This window comes from Actinoplanes sp. URMC 104, from assembly GCF_051386375.1.
GTDB lineage: Bacteria > Actinomycetota > Actinomycetes > Mycobacteriales > Micromonosporaceae > Actinoplanes.
In genome coordinates this window covers 360,037-379,311 of sequence record NZ_JBPQTO010000012.1, presented here as the reverse complement: position 1 = coordinate 379,311, position 19,275 = coordinate 360,037, and the positions used below count along the sequence as shown (strand labels likewise).

Below are 19,275 nucleotides of genomic sequence, written 5' to 3'. Positions count from 1 at the left end.
CGGAGCCCCGCCCGCGCGGGAGCCGAGCCTGGGCCGGGCCGCGCGGTCAGCGGCGCCCGAGGCTCAGGCTGTCGCCGGGCATCCACCAGCGGGCGCCCGCGAGCAGGAATTTCGGCACCCCGGCGACGATGCCCTCCTTGATCCAGGCGGCCGACCGGCCGGTCACGATCGTCGAGCGCGGCCGGTCGTCCGGGTGCAGGAGCTGGGCCAGGCCGTCGCGGCGGCCGAGGCTCATGCAGAGCAGGAAGTACCGCTGCCGGAACGGCCGGGCCGCCTCGCCGCGGGCCTCGCGCAGGATCGTGTCGGCGGCGTGGGCGCCGGTCGGGACGGCGGTCGCGCAGGCCATCCGCCAGCCCGCGCCCGCGTCGCCGGCGACGACGACGTCCGGGTGCGACGTCGAGCGCAGCGCCTCGTCCACCCGGATGCGGCCGGCCGGGTCCAGGTCGAGCCCCGCCTCGCGGGCGAGTTCGGTCGCGGGTCGCATGGACGCGGCCCAGAGCACGGCGCCGGCGTCGACCTCCTCCGGCCCGCCGACCCGGACGCCTTCCACGACGTCCACGCCGAGACCGCGCAGCACAGCGCGGACGTGGTCGCGCCCGCGGCCGGAGATCGTGGGCATCAGCTCGCCGTCGGTCAGCAGCCGCACCCGCCGGCCGGGGTGCGCCTCGGCCAGTTCCGCGGCCGTCTCCACGCCCGTCGGGCCGCCGCCCACCACGGCGACGTCGCGCACCTCGCCGGTCATGGCGGTGGCGAGCAGGCCTGCGGTCTCGGTGGTGAAGGTGCGGCCGTCGGCCGGCGCGGCCGGAACCCGGGCGGGGACGGCCGTGCGGCTGCCCAGGGCGTACACGAGCCGGTCGTACGGAAGGGAGCCGGCCGGGCCGCAGTCGACCAGGCGCGGGGCCGGGTCCACGCTCGCGGCGGCGGCTCGCACGTGACGCACGCCGGTGCCGGCCAGCAGGCGCTCGTAGGGATACGTGACGGTGGCGGGTTCGCCCGCGGCCACCTGGTGCAGCCGGATCCGGTGCACGAAGTGGTCCCGCGGGTCGACGAGGGTGACCGAGTGGTGGCGCGCGAGGCGCAGCGCCGCGGTGAGGCCGGCGTAGCCGCCGCCCAGAACGAGGATGCTCATACCCGCCAGACGGGGCAGCGCCCTCAGGTGTGACACGCGACGTGGCGCAGCTTCTCCGGGTTGACGATCAGGTGCAGCGCCACCACCCGGCCCCCGTCGACCGTGCAGCCGAGCACGCCGGTCAGGTCGCGGGTCCGGTCGGTCAGCAGCACGCCGGGCGCGCCGTTGACCTCGCACACCCGCAGCCGGGTGCCGTCCGGGTCGTAGGCGCGGGCGAACCCGGTCACCAGGTTCGCCACCCGCCGCGCGCCGACGACCGGGAACCGTACGGCCTGGACGATGCCGCCGCCGTCCGAGCGCCACACCACCTCGGGGTCGAGGATCCGCAGCAGGTCGTCCAGGTCGCCGCTGGTCACCGCGCGCACGAACGCGTCGACCGCCCGGCGGTGCTCGGCCCGGTCGCCCGGCTGCTGCGGCGACTCGGCGCGCACCCGTCGCCGGGCGCGGGAGGCCAGCTGGCGTACGGCCGCGGCGCTGCGCCCCACCGCCTCGGCGATCTGCGGGAACGGCACGTCGAAGACGTCGTGCAGCACGAAGGCGATGCGCTCGGCCGGCGACAGTCGCTCCAGCACGAGCATCAGCGCGAGGCTCACCGACTCGCCGAGCGCGGCCTGCTCCTCGGGCGGCGGCGTGCCGACGACCGGCTCCGGCAGCCACGGGCCGGCGTACACCTCGCGCCTGGCCTGCGCGCTGGTGAGCCGGTCGTAGCAGATGCGCGTGACGACGGTCGTGAGGTAGGCCTGCGGGTTGCGCGCCTCGTCGTCGGGCCGCGACCGCCACCGCAGCCAGGCCTCCTGCACCGCGTCGTCGGCGTCCATCACCGACCCCGTGATGCGGTACGCGATGCCCCACATCCTCTTGCGCTCCTGCTCGAACACCGCGGTCTCCGCCATGGCACCGTCCTTCCCCGGGTAAGACGACACGGGCGCCCCGGCTGTGACAAGAGCCGGAACCTCAGGATTGGCCGGTTCGGCGGCGTGGCGCACGAATTAGCGTCGGCGCATGGGCACAGCGCAGGTCAACGGGATCACGATCGGCTACGACGACGCCGGGGAGGGCCGGACGCTCGTGCTCGTGCACGGGCACCCGTTCGACCGCTCGATGTGGCGCCCGCAGGTCGCCGCGGCGGTCGCGGCCGGGTGGCGCGTCGTCGTGCCCGATCTGCGGGGTTACGGCTCGACGACCGTGGTGCCGGGCAGGACGCCGCTGGCGACGTTCGCGCGTGACGTCTTCGGGCTGCTCGACGTGCTGGGCGTCGGCGACGTGGTGCTGGGCGGGCTGTCGATGGGCGGGCAGATCGTCATGGAGTGCTGCCGCCTATTCCCCGAGCGGATCCGCGGGCTGATCCTGGCCGACACGTTCGCCCGCGCCGACACGCCCGAGGGGCAGGCCTGGCGCCGCGCCACGGCCGACCGGCTCGAGGCCGAGGGGATGGGCTGGTACGCCCGGGACAACCTGGCCAAGATGATCGCCGCCTACAACGTGGAGGCGATGCCCGAGGTGGCCGCGCACGTCCGGACGATGATGACCGGCGCACCTCCGGCCGGCGCCGCGGCGGCGCTGCGCGGCCGGGCCGAGCGGCCCGACTACCGCGAGGTGCTCGCCGGCGTCCGCGTCCCCACCCTGATCGTCGTCGGCCGCGACGACGAGTTCACGCCGGTCGCGGACGGCGAGGAGATGCACCAGCTCGTCGCGGGCTCGGCGCTGGTGGTCGTCGACGGGGCGGGCCACCTGCCCAACCTCGAGCAGCCCGCCGCCTTCGACAAGGCTCTGGTCGCGTTCCTCGAGCGGACCGGTCAGCCCGGGTAGGGCCACTCGTGCACGGGGAGGTTCTCGTGCATGAGCGGCAGATAGCGCCTCAGCATCTCGTGCAGGGCGCCCTGGCGGTCGCTGCCTTCGGCCTCCAGGGCGTGCAGCGTCTGCACCTGCCACGCGGCGCCGTTGCGGTGGGTGAGGCAGCGCTGCTCGATGATGCCGAGCAGCCGGTCCCGCTCGTTCTGCGAGACGCCCCAGCGCTGCAGGCCCTGCTGCGCCATCGGCAGCAGCCGGCGCAGCACCAGCTCGGTGACCTGGATGTAGCCCATGCCCGGCCAGAACACGGTGGCGTCGATGCCGTGCCGCGCGCAGGTGTGGAAGTTCTCCTCGGCGGCGCTGAAGCTCATCTGCGTCCACAGCGGACGCTCCGCCTCGGCGAGCGTGCGGATCAGGCCGTAGTAGAACGCCGCGTTCGCCATCGTGTCGACCACCGTCGGGCCGGCCGGCAGCACCCTGTTCTCGACCCGCAGGTGCGGCCGGCCGCGCACCACGTCGTAGATCGGCCGGTTCCAGCGGTAGATCGTGCCGTTGTGCAGCCGCAGCTCGCTGAGCTCGGGCACCTCGCCGCGCTCGAGGATCTCGGACGGGTCGTTGTCGTCGCAGATCGGCAGCAGCGCCGGGAAGTAACGCACGTTCTCCTCGAACAGGTCGAAGACGCTGGTGATCCAGCGCTCCCCGAACCAGACCCGGGGGCGTACGCCCTGCGCCCTGATCTCCTCGGACCGGGTGTCGGTGGCCTGCTCGAACAGCGGGATCCGCGTCTCGCGCCACAGCTCCCGGCCGAACAGCAGCGGCGCGTTCGCCCCGAGCGCCACCTGCACGCCCGCGATCACCTGGGCGGCGTTCCAGTACGCGGCGAACTGCGCCGGGCTGACCTGCAGGTGGAACTGCGTGCTGGTGCACGCCGACTCCGGCGCGATGCTGTCGGTGGTGACCGACAGCCGGTCCACCCCGTCGATCCGGATGTCCATGTCCTCGCCGCGGGCGGTGAAGATCTGTTCGTTGAGCAGCTTGTAGCGGGGGTTCGCCGAGAGCGCCTCGAGCGTCATGTGCTCGCGGCGCAGCGTCGGGAGGATGCCGATCATCACCGTGTGCGCGCCGACCGTACGCGCGTGTTTCTCGGCGTTGTTGAGGCTGGCCCGCAGCGTGCGCTCGAGGTCGGCGTTCTCGTCGCCGGCCAGCCGCCGCGGCGGGACGTTGATCTCGATGTTGAACTGCCCCAGCTCCGTCTGGAAGTCGGGGTCGGCGATCGCGCCCAGCACCTCGGCGTTGCGCATCGCCGGATCGGCGTGCTCGTCCACCAGGTTCAGCTCGATCTCCATGCCGGTCAGCGGCCGCTCGAAGTCGAACCGCGACTCGCGCAGCATCGCCGCGAACACGTCCAGGCTCCGGCGGATCTTGTGCCGGTACCTCGCGCGGTCCTCACGGGTGAAATTCGCCTGCTCGACGTCCTCGCCCACGGCACACCACCTCCTGGAGACCCCATCAAATTCGCACACCCCGGCGTGTCGCGCCAGGCGACACCAAAGCATGAGATCGCACCCGGTGTCGGTTCCATGCCCGTCGATGCGAGGGAGGTTGATCCCCGGCGGGCACGCCCGCAGCGGTACCCTGCCGTACCGGATTTCATCCGGATCTGCACCCTGGGGAGGGCAAGATCTTGAACATGCGGCGCTTGCTGATCGGCGTCGTGGTGGCTTCGGTCCTGTCCACGATCCTGACCGTCACGTGGGTGGCGCTCGGCCCGCTCCGCCAGTCGGCGCCCTCCCCGCAGGCGACCGCGCAGGCCGCGGCCCCCGCGAGCGCCTCCGCCTTCGCCCCCGCGCCCGAGTGGTCGACCACGTGGTCGGCGGCGCCGTCGGCGGCCAACTTCAAGCGGCCGCTCGGCCACACGATCCGCAACGTCGTGCACAGCACCATCGCCGGGCCGCGGGTGCGCGTACGGCTCAGCAACCGCTTCGGCGTCACCCCGGTCCGGTTCGGGCACGTCACGATCGCGGTCTCCGCACATGCCGGGGGCCGCCGCGACGGCACGAACGACCGCAGCGACGGCGCCGCGGTCCCCGGCTCGGTGCGCGACGTGACGTTCGGCGGGCGCGGCGACGTGACCGTGCCGGTCGGCGGCGACGTGCTCAGCGACGCCCTGCCGATGGACGTCCCGGCCGACACCGACCTGCTGGTGAGCGTGTGGACGCCGGTCAAGCCCGCCGCCGCCACCTTCCACGCCGACGCCAAGCAGCTCTCGTTCGTCAGCCCCGACGCGCTCGACCACGCCGGCGACGTCGCCGCCACCGCGTACCGGCACGGCACCTCGGCCTGGTTCTACGCGACCGCGGTCGAGGTCACCGGCGCGCCCGGCACCGTCGTGGCGCTGGGCGACTCGATCACCAACGGCGCCGCCTCGACGGCCGGGCTCAACCGCCGCTGGCCCGACCTGCTCGCCGCCCGCCTCGCGGTGACCTCGGCGCCCGATTACGGCGTGGCCAACGCGGGGCTGGCCGGCAACCGCGTCCTGCTCGACGGGCAGTACCCGCGATACCGCGTCGACGCGATCGCCGGCCGTTCGGCGCAGGCCCGCTTCGCCGAGGACGTGCTGGAACGGGCGGGCGCCCGCACGCTGATCGTGTTCGCGGGCATCAACGACATCCTCCAGGCGCCGCAGCAGACCGACGCCGAGCAGATCACGGCCGGCCTGACGAACCTGACGGTGCGGGCGCGGGCGCAGGGTCTGCGGGTGGTGCTCTGCACGATCACGCCGTGGAAGGGCTACCGGGTGTACACGCCGGCGCTCGACCAGGTGCGCCTGCGGGTCAACGCGTGGATCCGGTCCTCCGGCGGGGGAGGGGCCGACGCGGTCGCCGACTTCGATCTGGCCCTGCGCGACCCGGCCGACCCGCTGCGGCTCGACCCGCAGTACGACGGCGGCGATCACCTGCATCCCAACAACGCCGGCATGCAGGCGCTCGCCAACGCCGTGCCGCTCGACAAGCTGTAGGTCCTACATCGCCCAGAACGCGAGCGCGGCGACCAGCACGACGACGCCGAAGGCCGCCTGCATCAGCAGCGCGGGACCCAGATGCGACCACATCGTCGGGATGCGCGGGGTCAGCGGCTGCAGGGTGGTGAGGTTGACCAGCCGCACCAGCCGCACCGCCAGCGTGGGGTCCTTCTGCGGCGTCGTGGTCAGTTGCACGAGGTCGCCGCGGTGCAGCGCGGACTGGGGGAGCTGCCCGTGCATCTCGACCTCGTACAGCTGCCCGAGCTCGTCGCGGACGCGCAGCGGCGTCACCAGGAACTCGGGACCCTTCTTGAGCTCTTTGAAGCTGCGGCGCGCGCCCTTCATGCGCAGCACCGCGCCGATCAGGTGAATCACGCTCGCGGCGAGGAACACCGTCATGAGCAGCGGCTGCCCGATCCGGACCTCCCGGGTGTACGAGGTCTGGAAGCCGGCGAAACGGCCGGTGATGACGGGCCCGACGTGCCGGAGGATCTGCTCGCGGTGGAGGTCGAGGTCATCCATGGATATCACCTCCTGAGGGATTCTCATATGGTACGGAGAGTCAACACGCGGGCACCGTGAGTGAATACGTGAGAACGGTAGGTAATCGGGTAGCCAGCGCACATGGATTTGTCATTTCTTCGTCCGCTCTTCTCCCGTCCCGGTCCGTGGGCGTCGATCTACCTCGATGCCAGCCGCGACGACGAGAACGCCCAGCATCAGATCGAACTGCGCTTCCGCGCGCTCGCCGAGCAGCTCACCGAGGCCGGCGCCGACGAGGCGACGGTCGCGGCGATGCGCGAGGCCGTGCTGACACAGGCGTACGGGACCGGCCGCTACGGGCTGGCCGTGTTCGCGACCGAGGGGTCGGTGGAGCTGGTCGAGCCGCTGAGCGCCCCGCCGCCCGCCGACACCGCGCTGTGGGGCCCGCTGCCGCACGCGATGCCGCTGGTGGCGTCCCGGGGCGAGGAAGTTCCCTACGTACGCGTGCAGGCCGACCACACCGGCGGCGAGGTGGTCGCGGTGTCGGCCGACGGGGTGCCGCGCACCCGCCACGTGAAGGGCAGCCAGAGCTTCCCGCTGCGCAAGGTCAACGCCGGTGGCTGGCGGCACCTGCGCTACCTGCACGCGGTCGACGACGCCTGGAAGCGCAACGCCGGCGACGTGGCGGCCGCCGCCACCGACCTGGCCGACCGGGTCGGCGCCGAGGTGATCCTGGTGACCGGCGACCCGCGGTCCCGCCCGTACGTGGTCGAGGCCCTGCCGAAACGCTGGGCGGACCGGATCGTCACCGCCGACCTGACCGGCGACTCCGACGCCCTCGACGACGTGACCGTGCAGGCCATCGCCGACGCCGCCGACCGGCAGACCCGCGCGGTGATCGACCGCTTCGAGGCGCAGGCCGGCTCGGGCGGCGGCAGCACCGGCCTGGCCGACGTCGTGACCCACCTGACCCGCGGCCAGGTCGACACGGTCCTGCTCGTCGACGACCCGTCCTCCACCGACCGGCTGTGGATCGGCCCCGACGACCCCACGCTGATCTCCGCGGACGCCGAGCTGCTCCGCTCGTCCGGCATCGACCCGGTCGAGGTGCGCGCCGACGCCGCCCTCGTGCGGGCCATCGCCGGCACCGACGCCGCGCTGGTGCTGGTCGCCCCCGAGGAGGTGAAGCTGACCGACGGCATCGGGGCCGTCCTGCGCTACCAGGACGCCGGCTGACCGCGCCGCACGTTTCACGTCTGCCACCCCCGTCGCCGAATTGCTGAAAAGCGCGCGAACCGCACCCGTCGAGCGGTGAACTTGTCTCGTGTTCGTCGAGGCGACGGCCTCGACGCGGAACGGGGGCGGCAGACGTGGCACCGATCAAGGCGTTCGTGGATCCCGACAGCGTGCTGGCACGCACGGCCCAGGCGATGCTGACCGCCCACGCCGGCGCCCCCGGCACCCTGTGCCCCGTCTGCGGCGAACGCCTCCCGTGCGCCGCCGGCACCTCCGCCGCCGAGGTGGTGGCCGCGGCCGGCCTCGCCGAGAACTCCGGCCTGGTCGCCGCCGCCCGCCGCGGTCCCGAGCCGGGGCCTACCGCGGTGCCGCCGCTTCGGCCGTCCGAGGCGTCTCCGGTGTCGTTCGCCCCGTCCGGAGTGCTCGAGCCCCCGTCCGTACCCGCGCCGCCGCCCTTCTTCGAGCCGCTGCCCACTTCGTCGTCGTTCCCGTCCCCGGCGGCGTCGGAGTCCTCCCCGGCCTTCGAGGCGCCCGTCCCCTCCGAATACCGTCCGCGCCGGGCACGGGACCTCGACGAGCCCTCCGCCGGCCCCGCCTACCGCAGCTCCCTGCACGTCGGCCCCGTGGACGTCTCGTTCTCCCCCGCCGGCGACGAGCCCCCGTCCGATGCGGCCGCCGTGCACCTGCTCTCACCCGCGGAGATCGCACCCAGCCCTGCATCGGAGCCGTCCGACCTCACCCACGACTCGCCCTGGCCGACCCAGGAGACCGCGCCCTCCCCGCACGAGCCCGCCGGCATCGAACTGGCCGGCCGCCCGTCGGGCCGCCCCAAGCCCGAAGCGGACCCGAGCGCCTGGCAAGCCGGCGAGTCCGCTCAGCACGTCGCGGACGTCACCGAGCCGAGCGGTCCGGGACGCCGGGAGTTCGGCGCTCCGACGTCGCAGGAGCCGAGCGGGTCGGCCGGCTTCGGGCCCGGCGATTCGGCGCTGCAGGGGCCGAGCTTCGAGCCCGGCGATTCGGCGCTGCTGAGGCTGGGCTCCGAGCCCGGCGATTCGGCGCTGCAGGAGTCGAGCTTCGAGTCGGGCGGTTCGGTCCTGCACGAGCCGAGCGGGCTGGGGCGCTTCCCGACGACCGAAGCGCACCCGTACGAGCCCGGCCGGCCCGACGAGCAGGAGCCGAGCGGCCTGGGCCGCTTCCAGCCCGTCGCGCCTCAGCACGACCTCGGCGCTCCGGCAGACGAGCCCAGCGGAATCAGTGGCCGGCCCGACGCCGGATTCGTCATGCGTCATACAACCCCTGCCGGCCCGCCCGCCCGGGGTGCGGAGAACCTAGCGCATTCCGAGCCGTCCTCGCCCGGCTTGTCCACAGGCCTCGAACTCCCCGGAGCAGATGAGGTCCGCCGCGTTGTGGACGCCGCCGAAGCGCCCCGCGCCTCGGACCCGAGCGACGCTTGGCGCGACACCGCCTCGCAGAACGCCGACCGTGCCCCCGTCGCGGGGTCTCCGTGGGACGACCTGCCAGGCCAGACCTACTCGAGCCCTCAGCCGGACCAGACCCAGCTCGTCCCGCAGTCGGGCGAGACGCCCTCCGGTCTGCAGTCGGGCGAGACGCCCTCCGGTCTGCAGTCGGGCGGGACGCCCTCCGGTCTGCAGTCGGGCGGGACGCTTTCTGGTCCGCAGCCGGGTGAAATGACCTTCGGAGTGCACGCGGGCGCGATGCAGTCCGATCTGCAGCCGGGCGAGACACCGTCCGGTCTGCAGCCGGGTGGGACGCTCTCTGGCTTGCAGTCGGGCGGAAGGCTCTCTGGCCTGCAGACGGGTGACATGCGAGCCGGTCTGCAGGCGGGCGAGACGGAGTCTGGCCTGCAGGCGAGTGGAACGCCGTCTGGAGTGCAGGCGGGTGGGACGCCGTCTGGTGTGCAGGCGGGTGGGACGCCGTCTGGTCTGCAGGCGGCTGAGATGCAGTCCGGTCTGCAGGCGGCTGAGATGCAGTCCGGTCTGCAGGCGGCTGAGATGCAGTCTGGTCTGCAGGCGGGCGAGACGATCTCCGGCCTGCAGTCCGGTGAGACGCAGTTCGGGGCACCTGGAGATCAGCTCGGGGCGGGGGAGGGGCCCGGCGGAGGGCTCCCCGGCCCGGGCGCCGGCTTGGATGCGGCGGCCCCGGGCGCGATGGCGGCGGTTGATGGCCGGCCGGGGTCGCAGACTGCCATGCCTTCGCTGCCGCCGAACTGGCGGCAGAACCGGCCTCTGGATGCGCCGAAGTTCACGCCGTCTGCCCGGCCTGCCCAGCGGGTGAATGGGGTCGACGGCCACATTGCGCCGTCGCCTGTTGCGGGTGCGGTCAACGGAAATGCGCCGGCGGCCGGGCCGATGCTCCAGGGCCCGGCCGCTGGGCTGCAGGGACCCGCCGCTGTTTCGCCGACCCACCCGGCCGCGGGCCAACCGCACCCGGCCGCGGGCCAACCGCACCCGGCCGCGGGACAGACCCACCCGGCCGCGGGGCAGGCTCCCCCGGCAGGGCAGCCCCAACCACCCGCCGGCCAGTCGCACGCGCCGGGCGGCCTGGTGCCGCCGGTGGCCGGCTCTGCCGCCGTGCCGAACCCGGCCGCGCCCGGACCCGTCAACGGGCACCCGGGTATGCCACCCGCGCCGGGACAGTCCGGGCCGGACTCACCCAACGGCTCCGGCCTGCAAGTCCCGCAGGCGCCGTCGAGCGGTGACCCGTCCGGCCTCCCGTCGGGCACCAACCCTTCCGGCCTCCAGCCGGCCGCGCCGTCCGGGCACAACCCTTCGGGCCCGCATGCGAACCCCGGCCCGCCGTCCGGCAACAGCCCCTCGGGCCTGCAGGCCGCGGCCCCGTCCGGCAACAACCCCTCGGGACTGCAGGCGCCGTCCGGCAACAACCCCTCGGGACTGCGGGCGCCCTCCGGCGATGAGCCCTCCGGGCTGCCGATGAGCCGGCCCGGCCCGGCCGGCCTGCAGACGCCGGCGGCGCAGCCCACCCCCGAAGCCTCGGGCCTCGGCGGGCGGCTCGCGCCGACGCCGACACCGACGCAGGCCGCAACCCCGGCATCCGGCGACGAGCCCTCGGGGCTGGGCGGAGCCCTCGGCTACGGCAGCCAGGCAGCGAGGGAGGCGTCCGAGCAGGGCGCCCGGCCTCTCGGTAACAGCTCCCCGCACTTCGGCGGCGCCCCGGCCGGGCCCGAGCAGAACGCCGCCCCGCGCGCGGTCTCCCACCCCGAGCACCAGCTCAACCGGCCCCCGGCGGCGGGCGGGGACACGACCGCGAACGGGCCCACGGGGCTGGGGCCGCGACCGGCGCGGCCCAAGCTGGAGGCCCCCAACATGGGACAGCTCAACAAGCCGCTCGCCGATCGGGAGCAGCTCGGCGCGCCGCCTCACCCGTCCGAAAGGTGAATTCCGAACACGCCACCCGGGAGAGTTTGAGCCACATTCAACCGGGGCAGTACGCTCCGATAGGGGCGTGCGGATACCTGTCCGACCGCTCCGATGATGCGCAGTTGCCTGCAGGAGCGCCCCGTCTCGAGAGCCCGGGACGGACTTCGCGGGGCCGCCGAGGGGAGAACCGCATGCCCGAGGACGACATCGTCAAGTCCCGGGTCGATCAGCTTGACCGCGCGCACGTGCCCACGACCGAGGGCGGGCTCGAAGACCTCGACGCGGCCGCCCTGGCCTACGCGGAGCGTGCCGCGAGCGCCCCGGACACCGAGCGGGTCGCCCTGCGCGAGGCGCTGACCCGGCTCTGCCTGCCGTTCGCGGGCCGGCTGGCCCGGCGTTACCGGGGCCGCGGCGAGTCGTTCGAGGACATCGAGCAGGTGGCGCGGCTGGGGCTGGTGAAAGCCATCGACCGCTACGACCCGGAGCGGGGCTCGTTCACGGCGTACGCCGTCATCACCATCTCGGGCGAGATCAAGCGGCACTTCCGGGACAAGACGTGGGGCGTGCACGTGCCGCGGCGGGTGCAGGATCTGAGCCTCGAGGTCGGCCACGCCACCATGGTGCTCACCACCATGCTGTCCCGCACGCCGACGCCGGCCGAGATCGCCGAGCGCCTCAACCTGCCGCTCGGCGCCGTGCTCGAGGCGATGGAGTCGGCGGCCGGCTATTCGCCGTCCTCGCTGAACGCGCCGATCAGCGGCGAGGGGGCGGCCGAGTTCGGCGACCTGCTGGGCGACCTCGACAGCGATCTGGAGCTGGTCGACGACAAGGTCACCGTGGCCGAGCTGCTGATGCGGCTGCCCGCCCGGGAGCGCCGCATGCTGGCGATGCGTTTCTACGGCAACCGCACCCAGGCCGAGATCGCCACCGAGCTGGGCATCTCGCAGATGCACGTGTCGCGGCTGCTCACCCGCGCGCTGTCCTGGCTGCGCGAGGCCATGCTCAGCGACGTCCCGCCGCGCTGGGAGGGCGCCGACGCCCGGCCCGAGCGGCATCCGATGCAGGTCGAGGCCGTGCGCGAGGGCGACGTGGTGCTCGCCCGGGTGCGCGGCGAGGTCGACCGGGACACCGCCGAGCGGCTGCGGATCGGGCTGCGTCACGCGATCGCGCTGGCCGGGCACGCCCCGGTCTTGATCGACCTGTCCGGGGTGCCGCTGCTCGACGCGGCCGGCATCGCGGTGCTGGTCGACGCCGCCTCGGCCGCCTCGGTCGCCGAGGTGTCGCTGACGCTGACGGGCGCCCAGCCGTACGTGGCCGGCATCCTCGCCGTGACGGGGCTGTCCAAACTGCTCGCTGAGTAAAGCGGAGGGCCGGAGGTCAGGCCACGTCGGGCCGGCGCAGGGACGCCCAGACGACCTTGCCGTCGGCCGAGGGCACGCAGCCCCAGGAGTGCGCCATCGCGCCGACCAGCAGCAGGCCCCGACCGTGCTGCGGCGCCGCCGACCGGCCGTCCGGCCCCTGCACCAGGGCGGGGGAGCCGTCCCGTACGGCGATGTTGAGGTATCGCGGCCGCAGTGAGAAGCGCAGGGTCATCATCGTGCCGACGTGGTCGACGACGTTGCTGACCAGCTCGTTGGCGATCAGCGTGGCCGGGCCGACCAGGCCGGGCAGGTCCCAGCGCAGGCACGCGTCGGTGGCCAGGTCGCGGGCGTGCCGGGCGGCGCCGCTGACCGGTAGCAGGTCGTCCGAGAGCGCCGGCAGCGCCGCCTGCGGATCACCGCGGAGCCTCGCGCGGGCCGCGTCGAGGCTGTCGAAGACGCTGAGCCGCTGGTAGGCGTGGCTGTCGAGGAACTCGCGGGTCGGCGGCGGGGGAGCGCAGAGCGCGATCGGCGTGCCCGGCCAGCGGGACGCCTGCCGGGAGGCCGCCGTGAACACGGCCAGCGAGAGCGGGTCGGCCACGAGCATGCCGGAGAGGTCCAGCAGCAGCGCGTCGGGCTGCTCGGCCAGCGACTTGAGCAGGTGCTCGTGCAGCCCGGACACGTCGGTCATGCCGAGGTCGCCGGAGACGTTCGCGACCAGGTACGACCCGTCGAAGTCGACCCTGTACGCGATGGTCATGTGCCCGCCTTTCGAGTCGGGTGGATTACCCCGCCGCGCGGGGTGCCAAACAGGGTGTCAGGCGGGATCCACCGGGCCCGTCTCCATCACGATAATCGCTCCCTCGGGCTGGGTGCCGCCCTCGCGGCGGCGCAGGGGCGTGCACGCCACCCGTACGGCTATCGGCCGGCCCCGCCGGTTGACCGCGTCGACCTGCAGCTCCGAGCTGTCCGCGTCGGGTCCCAGCGCGCCGCGCAGGATCGGCCGCAGCCGCTCGATGGGCAGCCCGATGTCGAGGTTGAGGAAGTGCTGGCCGATCACCTCGCCCGAGCGCAGCCCCCAGAGGTCCTCGGCGCGGCGGTTCCACATGCGGATGCGCAGGTCGGGGTCGACCACCGCCACGCCGGCCTGCATGCTGGTCAGCACCGTCTCGAGGAAGTCGTTGGCCTCGTCGAGCTGGGTGCTCGAGATGCGCAGCTGGTCGTTGATGCTCTGCAGCTCGTCGTTGGTGGACTGGAGCTCCTCGTTCATCGTCTCCAGTTCCTCGTTGGTCGACTGGAGCTCCTCGTTGGTGGTCTCGAGCTCCTCGACCGTGGACTGCAGCTCCTCGTTGGTCGTCTCCAGTTCCTCGTTGGTGGACTGCAGTTCCTCGTACGCCGCCTCGAGCTGCTGGTTGGCGTGCTCCAGCTCGGCCTTGAGCCGCCGGGACGCGGTCACGTCGTGGAAGATGATGTTGACGCCGAGCAGGCTGCCGTCGGCCCCCGCGAGCGGGCTGATCTGCACCTCGAGGTTGGTCTGCTCGCTGCCGCGCTGGTAGTCGACCTCGGGGATGCGCAGCGTGCGCCGTTCGAGCTGCACCTGTTCGATGTAGCGGCGCAGCTCGACCGGGCGGTAGGACACCTCGAGGTCGCGGAACGGGCGGCCGATGTCGCGCGACGACACCCCGAACAGCTTCTCGAGCTGGCGGTTCGAGAGCGCCACCAGCCCGTCGGAGGTGAGCGCGAGCTGCGCCAGCGGGCTCGCCGCGAAGGCCTCGTCGCGCAGCTCGTCGAGCCCGGTCACGGCCATCCCGCCGGACGGCGGCGGGTCGGCGAACGCGACGCCCGGGCGCGCGTAGAGCCGCGGGACCCGGCGGAAGACGCGCCGCTTGAGGTCGATCGGCGTGAACAGGCTGGCGTGGCTGAGCAGCATCTCGGCCTTGCCGAGGAACAGCACCCCGTCGTCGCGCAGCGCGAAGTGGAACCGCCCGAGGATCTTGGCCTGCGTCTCGGCGTTGAAGTACATCAGCGTGTTGCGGCAGGTCAGCAGGTCGATGCGGGAGATCGGCGCGTCCTGCACCAGGTCGTTGCGACCGAAGATCACCGAGCGGCGCATGTCCTTGCGGAACGCGAACCGGCCCCCGTTCGCCTCGAAGTAGCGCTCGACGAGCTCGGGCGGCACGGTCTGCATCTCGCGCTCGCCGTAGGTCGCCTGCCGGGCCTCGTTGAGCTGCTCCTCGTCGACGTCGGTCGCGTAGATCTTGACGCGGTCCTTGAACGCCTCGAGGCCGAGCAGCTCCGCCAGGGCCATCGCCAGCGTGTACGCCTCCTCGCCGGAGGCGCAGCCGGCGCACCACACGCGGATCGGCGAGTCGTCCGGCTTGGTGGCGATCAACGGGCCCAGCACGTCCTTGCTCAGGAACTCCCAGGCGTCGGGGTCGCGGAAGAAGCCGGTGACGTTGATCAGGATCGTGTTGAACAGCGTGGTGAACTCGTCGGGGTGGACCTGCAGATAATCCACGTAGTCCGCGTAGCCGGCCGCGCCCACCTGGGTCATCCGCCGGTTGACCCGCCGCATCAGGCTGGACCGTTTGTACCCGGTGAAGTCGAAGCCGCGCGTCTCCTTGAGATGGACGAGCAGCGCCTCGAAGTGGGGGTCCGTCGGTTGCACACGCAGACGCTACCGCAAGTGACCGCGCGGGCACCCGCCTGCGGGGCGGGGCGCCGGCCGGAGTCAGAACGAGCCGGCGTGCATGCGGGTCCAGACCACCTTGCCGTCGGTGACCGGCAGGACGCCCCAGGCGTCGGTCAGATCCCGCACGAGCCGCAGGCCGCGGCCGCCCGCGTCGGACAGGCTCGCGTCGGTGGGCTTGGGCATCCGGCGGCTGCGGTCGCGCACGGTCATGCCGAGCCGGCCGCCGTGCAGCGGACGGACGGTGAACTCCATGGTGGTGTGGGCGTGGCGCACGACGTTGGCCACCAGCTCGGTGGCGATCAGCGTCGCGGCCGCCGCCACGTCGCTGCGCTGCCAGGCCTCGCACGCCTGGGTGACCAGGTGGCGGACCTGGCGGCAGGCGTCGGGCACCGGCCGCAGGCGCACCCGGATGCGGGGCGGGACGGTCTCGGCGCGGGCCGCGGCGAGCGCGGCCGCGAAGTCGTCGGCGAACTCCAGCCCGGCGCAGTCGTGCGCCCGGCAGATCTGCCCGGCCGTGCCCGGGTCGGCGCCGCAGAGCACGATCGGCACGTCCGGCCACTCGTGCGCCTGGCAGACGGTCGCGTTGAGCGCCGCCAGGCCAACCGGGTCGCCGATCCGCAGCCTGCTGACGTCGAGCAGAAGCACCGTCGGCTGGTCGGCCAGCCGCAGCCGGACCGCCTGCTGGAGCGCATCGCCGGTCACCTGATCGAGGAGGCCGCTGACCCGCAGGGCGGCGACCGGAAATCCCCGTACCGGCCGGCACACGAGCTGACTCGGCACCCTGCCTCCTTATGCCACCAACCTGTCAGGAGAACGTGCCCGCCGGAACCCCGACACAAACGCGGTGCAGCCCGACGGTCGTGACCTATCACTCAGGGAAATGAAGTACCGTTGCCCGCCATGGGTGTGTCGCAGCGGCTGAAGAGCCGGTTTCGCAAGTTTCTGCAGCGTCCGGGCACGACGGTCGACCTCGCGCCCCTCCGCAGGCATCTGCCGGCCATCGACGCTCGTGAGGAGGCGCTGCGGGAGCTCGACGACGAGGCGCTGACCGCCGCGGCCCGCGAGGCGACCGGCTTCCCCGAGCTCTGCGCCATCGGCCGCGAGGCGGCCTGGCGTGCCCTCGAGCAGCGGCCGTACGACGTGCAGCTGCTCGGCGCGATGGCCCTGCTGTCGGGCAAGGTCGCCGAGATGGCCACCGGTGAGGGCAAGACGCTGACCGCGACCATCGCCGCGTACGGTCACGTCCGCCTCGGCCACGGCCCGGTGCACGTGCTGACCGTCAACGACTACCTGGCCCGCCGCGACGCCGAGTGGATGGAGCCGGTCTACAAGCTGCTCGGGCTCACCGTCGGCTGGGTCACCGAGGCGTCGACCCCCGAACAGCGCCGCGAGGCCTACCTGGCCGACGTCACGTACGTCTCGGTCAGCGAGGCCGGCTTCGACTATCTGCGCGACCAGCTCGTCACCGACATCGAGGACCGGGTGCAGCGCGAGCTGGCCACCGCGATCGTCGACGAGGCCGACTCGATCCTGATCGACGAGGCCCGCGTACCGATGGTGCTGGCGGGCAGCATCGCCGACGAGAGCGACCCGGTGCACGAGGCCGCCGCGCTGGTGCGCGAGCTCAGGGCCGGCAAGGACTACGAGGTCGCCGAGGACGGCCGCAGCGTCGCGTTCACCGACGCCGGGCTGCGCAAGCTCGAGGAGAAGCTCGGCGGCATCGACCTCTACGCCGACGACCAGGTGCAGCACCTGTCCGCGGTCAACGTGGCCCTGCACGCCCACGCGCTGCTGCGCCGCGACGTCGACTACATCGTGCGCAACGGCTCGGTCGAGCTCATCGACGAGATGCGCGGCCGGGTCGCCCAGCGCCGCCGCTGGCCCGACGGGCTGCAGGCAGCCGTCGAGGCGAAGGAGGGCCTGAACGCGACCGCCGAGGGCGAGGTCCTCGACACGATCACGGTGCAGGCCTACATCGCGCTCTACAGGACGGTCTGCGGCATGACCGCCACCGCCGTGCACGTCGGCGAGCAGCTCCGCGAGTACTTCAAGCTCGAGGTCGCGGTCATCCCGAGCAACGCCGAGAACATCCGCGAGGACGAGCCCGACCGCATCTACTCGGCGCACGAGACCCGCGACGAGGCGATGGTCGAGGAGATCCGGCTGGCCCACGAGAAGGGCCGCCCGGTGCTGATCGGCACGCTCGACGTGAAGGCCTCCGAGCTGCTGGCCAAGCAGCTCGCCGCGGCCGGCGTGCCGTCGAACGTGCTCAACGCCAAGAACGACGCCGAGGAGGCGCGGATCATCGCCGAGGCGGGCGCGCTGGGCGCGGTCACCGTCTCGACCCAGATGGCCGGCCGCGGCGTCGACATCCGTTTGGGCGGCAGCGACGAGGCCGACCGCGACCGCGTGGTCGAGCTCGGCGGGCTCTACGTCATCGGCGCGGGCCGGCACGACAGCCGCCGCGTCGACGACCAGCTGCGCGGCCGCGCCGGCCGGCAGGGCGACCCGGGCGGGTCGGTGTTCTTCGTCAGCCTCGAGGACGAGCTGGTCACCCGGCACGCCGGCGACATCCTGCCCGCCTCGCCGCGGATGGACATGGACGGCGTCGTGCACGACGACCAGGTCGACTACGCGGTGGAGCACGCGCAGCGTGTCGCCGAGGGCGTCAACCACGAGATCCACCGCAACACCTGGCGCTACAGCGTCGTGATCGAGCAGCAGCGGGTGGCGCTGGCCGAGCGGCGCGAGCGGCTGCTCACCTCCGAGGTCGCCGCGATCATGCTGCTCGAGCGCTCGCCCGAGAAGGCCAAGGAGATCGACGAGGACGTGCTGTCCGACGCGGCCCGGGCGATCGCGCTGCACCACCTCGACCGGCTCTGGGTGGAGCACCTGGCCGAGCTCTCCGAGGTGCGCGAGGGCGTGCACCTGCGCGCGCTGGGCAAGCTCGACCCGCTCGACGAGTTCCACCGGGCCGCCGTGCCGGCGTTCCAGAAACTGCTGCTCGAGATCGAGAAGCGCACGATCGAGACGTTCGAGGCGGTCGACCTCAGCGACGGCTGGGAGCCCGAGCGTGCCCAGATCGTGCGGCCCAGCGCCACCTGGACCTACCTGGTGCACGACAACCCGTTCGGCTCCGAGCTCGACCGCCTCATCGCCGCGGTCGGCCGCCGGCTCGTCTCCGGCGGCAGCTGATCAGCTGAGAAATAGATGTGTGCGGGCGCCCCTCGTGGGCGCCCGCGTCATTTCCACCGCAGGCCGGAAAAGCCGTGTGGTGCTCGTCTCAGAATCGTGCCCGAATAGCGCACGGGAACGTGCCCGTCCGCCTCGGTCCCCGCACCATGTCCGGCCCAGGAGCGCTCCGGGCCGCGCGGCGGAGCTGATCTGTGCGAGTTAGGCAATGCTTAATCCGTCTGACAGAATCCGTTCGGGAAATGCATTTTCCGCGGTCGGCTCGGGCGTGGAACGTTTTTCCCACAGTGTGGTTGACGGGTTGACCCGGCGACGGAGCTGACGGAAATATCGTCCGCGGCTTTACGGAGGGTGATCGGTCGTATTCGATTGCCGAGATGCATTTCAGGGGGATCAGTAAATGCCGGCCAGTGCGCTTTCACCACGGCTCGCCCGACATGCCACCGGGCCGGGCCGCGGCTCCACCGCTGCCCGCCGCCCGGCGGAGTCCGCCCTGACCGTCACGATCGCGATCCCGCTCACCGGCGACGCCATCCCGCCCCAGGCCCACAAGCTCATCGAGGCGGTCCGCGAGCTGGTCGAGATCGGCCAGGGCACGGTGGTCGTCGAGCCGGCCGCCGCGCCGCGCGAGGACCCCGAGCCGGCCGCCGGGCTCCCCGCCGGCCCCGAGGTGCGGCTGCTCACCGGCACCCGTCAGGTGCTGCTCGACGGCGAGCCGCTGCCGCTGACCCGGCTCGAGTTCGACCTGCTGCTGTTCCTCGCCGAGCGGCCGCGCCGGGTGTTCACCCGCGGCCAGCTGCTGACCGGCGTCTGGGGCTACGACCACACCGGCGAGCGCACGGTCGACGTGCACGTGCGGCGGCTGCGGCTCAAGCTCGGCGGCGCGGTCCCGCTGATCACCACGGTCTACGGCGTCGGCTACCGGCTCTCCGACGACGCCCGGGTCGTCATCCGGGCGAACGAGTGACCGGGGC

Annotated in this window: 14 protein-coding genes; 7 read left to right on the top strand and 7 right to left on the bottom strand. The window is 73.1% G+C overall.

Translation table 11 applies throughout. The features are described 5' to 3' along the window. Positions 1-46 precede the first annotated feature (46 nt). Together ACSNN8_RS40670 and sigJ are read right to left on the bottom strand one after the other, a co-directional pair. On the bottom strand, positions 47-1,129 hold the full coding sequence (locus ACSNN8_RS40670; RefSeq protein WP_436656306.1) for an NAD(P)/FAD-dependent oxidoreductase: 1,083 nt from the start codon (positions 1,127-1,129) through the stop codon (positions 47-49). A 23-nt stretch (positions 1,130-1,152) separates the two neighbouring features. Further along, on the bottom strand, positions 1,153-2,022 hold the full coding sequence (gene sigJ, locus ACSNN8_RS40665; RefSeq protein ID WP_436656304.1) for an RNA polymerase sigma factor SigJ: 870 nt from the start codon (positions 2,020-2,022) through the stop codon (positions 1,153-1,155). A gap of 109 nt (positions 2,023-2,131) precedes the next feature. Between sigJ and ACSNN8_RS40660 the strand changes: the two genes are divergently transcribed. Further along, entirely contained in the window at positions 2,132-2,938 is an 807-nt protein-coding gene (locus ACSNN8_RS40660) for an alpha/beta fold hydrolase (RefSeq protein WP_436656302.1), read from the top strand. Here ACSNN8_RS40660 and ACSNN8_RS40655 read toward each other — a convergent pair. Next, a complete protein-coding gene (locus ACSNN8_RS40655; RefSeq protein ID WP_436656300.1) occupies positions 2,926-4,404 on the bottom strand; it encodes a glutamate--cysteine ligase in 1,479 nt (492 codons plus the stop codon). The two genes, ACSNN8_RS40660 and ACSNN8_RS40655, sit on opposite strands and share 13 nt — an antisense overlap. A 206-nt stretch (positions 4,405-4,610) precedes the next feature. Between ACSNN8_RS40655 and ACSNN8_RS40650 the strand changes: the two genes are divergently transcribed. Then, on the top strand, positions 4,611-5,939 hold the full coding sequence (locus ACSNN8_RS40650; RefSeq protein WP_436656298.1) for an SGNH/GDSL hydrolase family protein: 1,329 nt from the start codon (positions 4,611-4,613) through the stop codon (positions 5,937-5,939). 3 nt (positions 5,940-5,942) lie between these two features. On the opposite strand, the gene ACSNN8_RS40645 is transcribed toward ACSNN8_RS40650, so the two are convergent. After that, positions 5,943-6,464 (bottom strand): hypothetical protein, encoded by a 522-nt coding sequence (locus ACSNN8_RS40645; RefSeq protein WP_436656296.1) that lies wholly within the window; start codon positions 6,462-6,464, stop codon positions 5,943-5,945. Positions 6,465-6,566: 102 nt separating this feature from the next. On the opposite strand from ACSNN8_RS40645, the gene ACSNN8_RS40640 reads away from it, so the two are divergent. The 3 genes from ACSNN8_RS40640 to ACSNN8_RS40630 all read left to right on the top strand — a co-directional run bounded on the left by ACSNN8_RS40640 (position 6,567) and on the right by ACSNN8_RS40630 (position 12,420). Beyond that, positions 6,567-7,661, top strand: a complete 1,095-nt coding sequence (locus tag ACSNN8_RS40640; protein ID WP_436656294.1) for a Vms1/Ankzf1 family peptidyl-tRNA hydrolase — start codon at positions 6,567-6,569, stop codon at positions 7,659-7,661. 134 nt (positions 7,662-7,795) lie between these two features. Then, complete coding sequence (locus ACSNN8_RS40635) at positions 7,796-11,077, top strand: hypothetical protein (RefSeq protein WP_436656292.1); 3,282 nt, start codon at positions 7,796-7,798, stop codon at positions 11,075-11,077. Between the two features lie 173 nt (positions 11,078-11,250). Further along, a complete protein-coding gene (locus ACSNN8_RS40630; RefSeq protein ID WP_436656290.1) occupies positions 11,251-12,420 on the top strand; it encodes a SigB/SigF/SigG family RNA polymerase sigma factor in 1,170 nt (389 codons plus the stop codon). Between the two features lie 16 nt (positions 12,421-12,436). Here ACSNN8_RS40630 and ACSNN8_RS40625 read toward each other — a convergent pair whose 3' ends face one another. The 3 genes from ACSNN8_RS40625 to ACSNN8_RS40615 form a co-directional block, all read right to left on the bottom strand. Then, positions 12,437-13,177, bottom strand: a complete 741-nt coding sequence (locus ACSNN8_RS40625; RefSeq protein ID WP_436656288.1) for an ATP-binding protein — start codon at positions 13,175-13,177, stop codon at positions 12,437-12,439. 57 nt (positions 13,178-13,234) lie between these two features. Continuing rightward, positions 13,235-15,085 carry a CheR family methyltransferase gene (locus ACSNN8_RS40620; RefSeq protein WP_436656286.1) on the bottom strand — a complete coding sequence of 617 codons (1,851 nt, stop codon included), beginning with the start codon at positions 15,083-15,085 and terminating at the stop codon, positions 13,235-13,237. A gap of 63 nt (positions 15,086-15,148) precedes the next feature. Further along, positions 15,149-15,889 carry an ATP-binding protein gene (locus ACSNN8_RS40615; protein WP_436656284.1) on the bottom strand — a complete coding sequence of 247 codons (741 nt, stop codon included), beginning with the start codon at positions 15,887-15,889 and terminating at the stop codon, positions 15,149-15,151. A 120-nt stretch (positions 15,890-16,009) separates the two neighbouring features. Here ACSNN8_RS40615 and secA2 point away from each other — a divergent pair, with 120 nt between their 5' ends. Further along, positions 16,010-18,304: an accessory Sec system translocase SecA2 gene (secA2, locus tag ACSNN8_RS40610; protein WP_436656282.1), complete on the top strand. Its 2,295-nt coding sequence runs from the start codon at positions 16,010-16,012 to the stop codon at positions 18,302-18,304. A 397-nt stretch (positions 18,305-18,701) separates the two neighbouring features. Next, on the top strand, positions 18,702-19,268 hold the full coding sequence (locus ACSNN8_RS40605; RefSeq protein ID WP_436656280.1) for a winged helix-turn-helix domain-containing protein: 567 nt from the start codon (positions 18,702-18,704) through the stop codon (positions 19,266-19,268). The last annotated feature ends 7 nt before the right edge of the window (positions 19,269-19,275 follow it).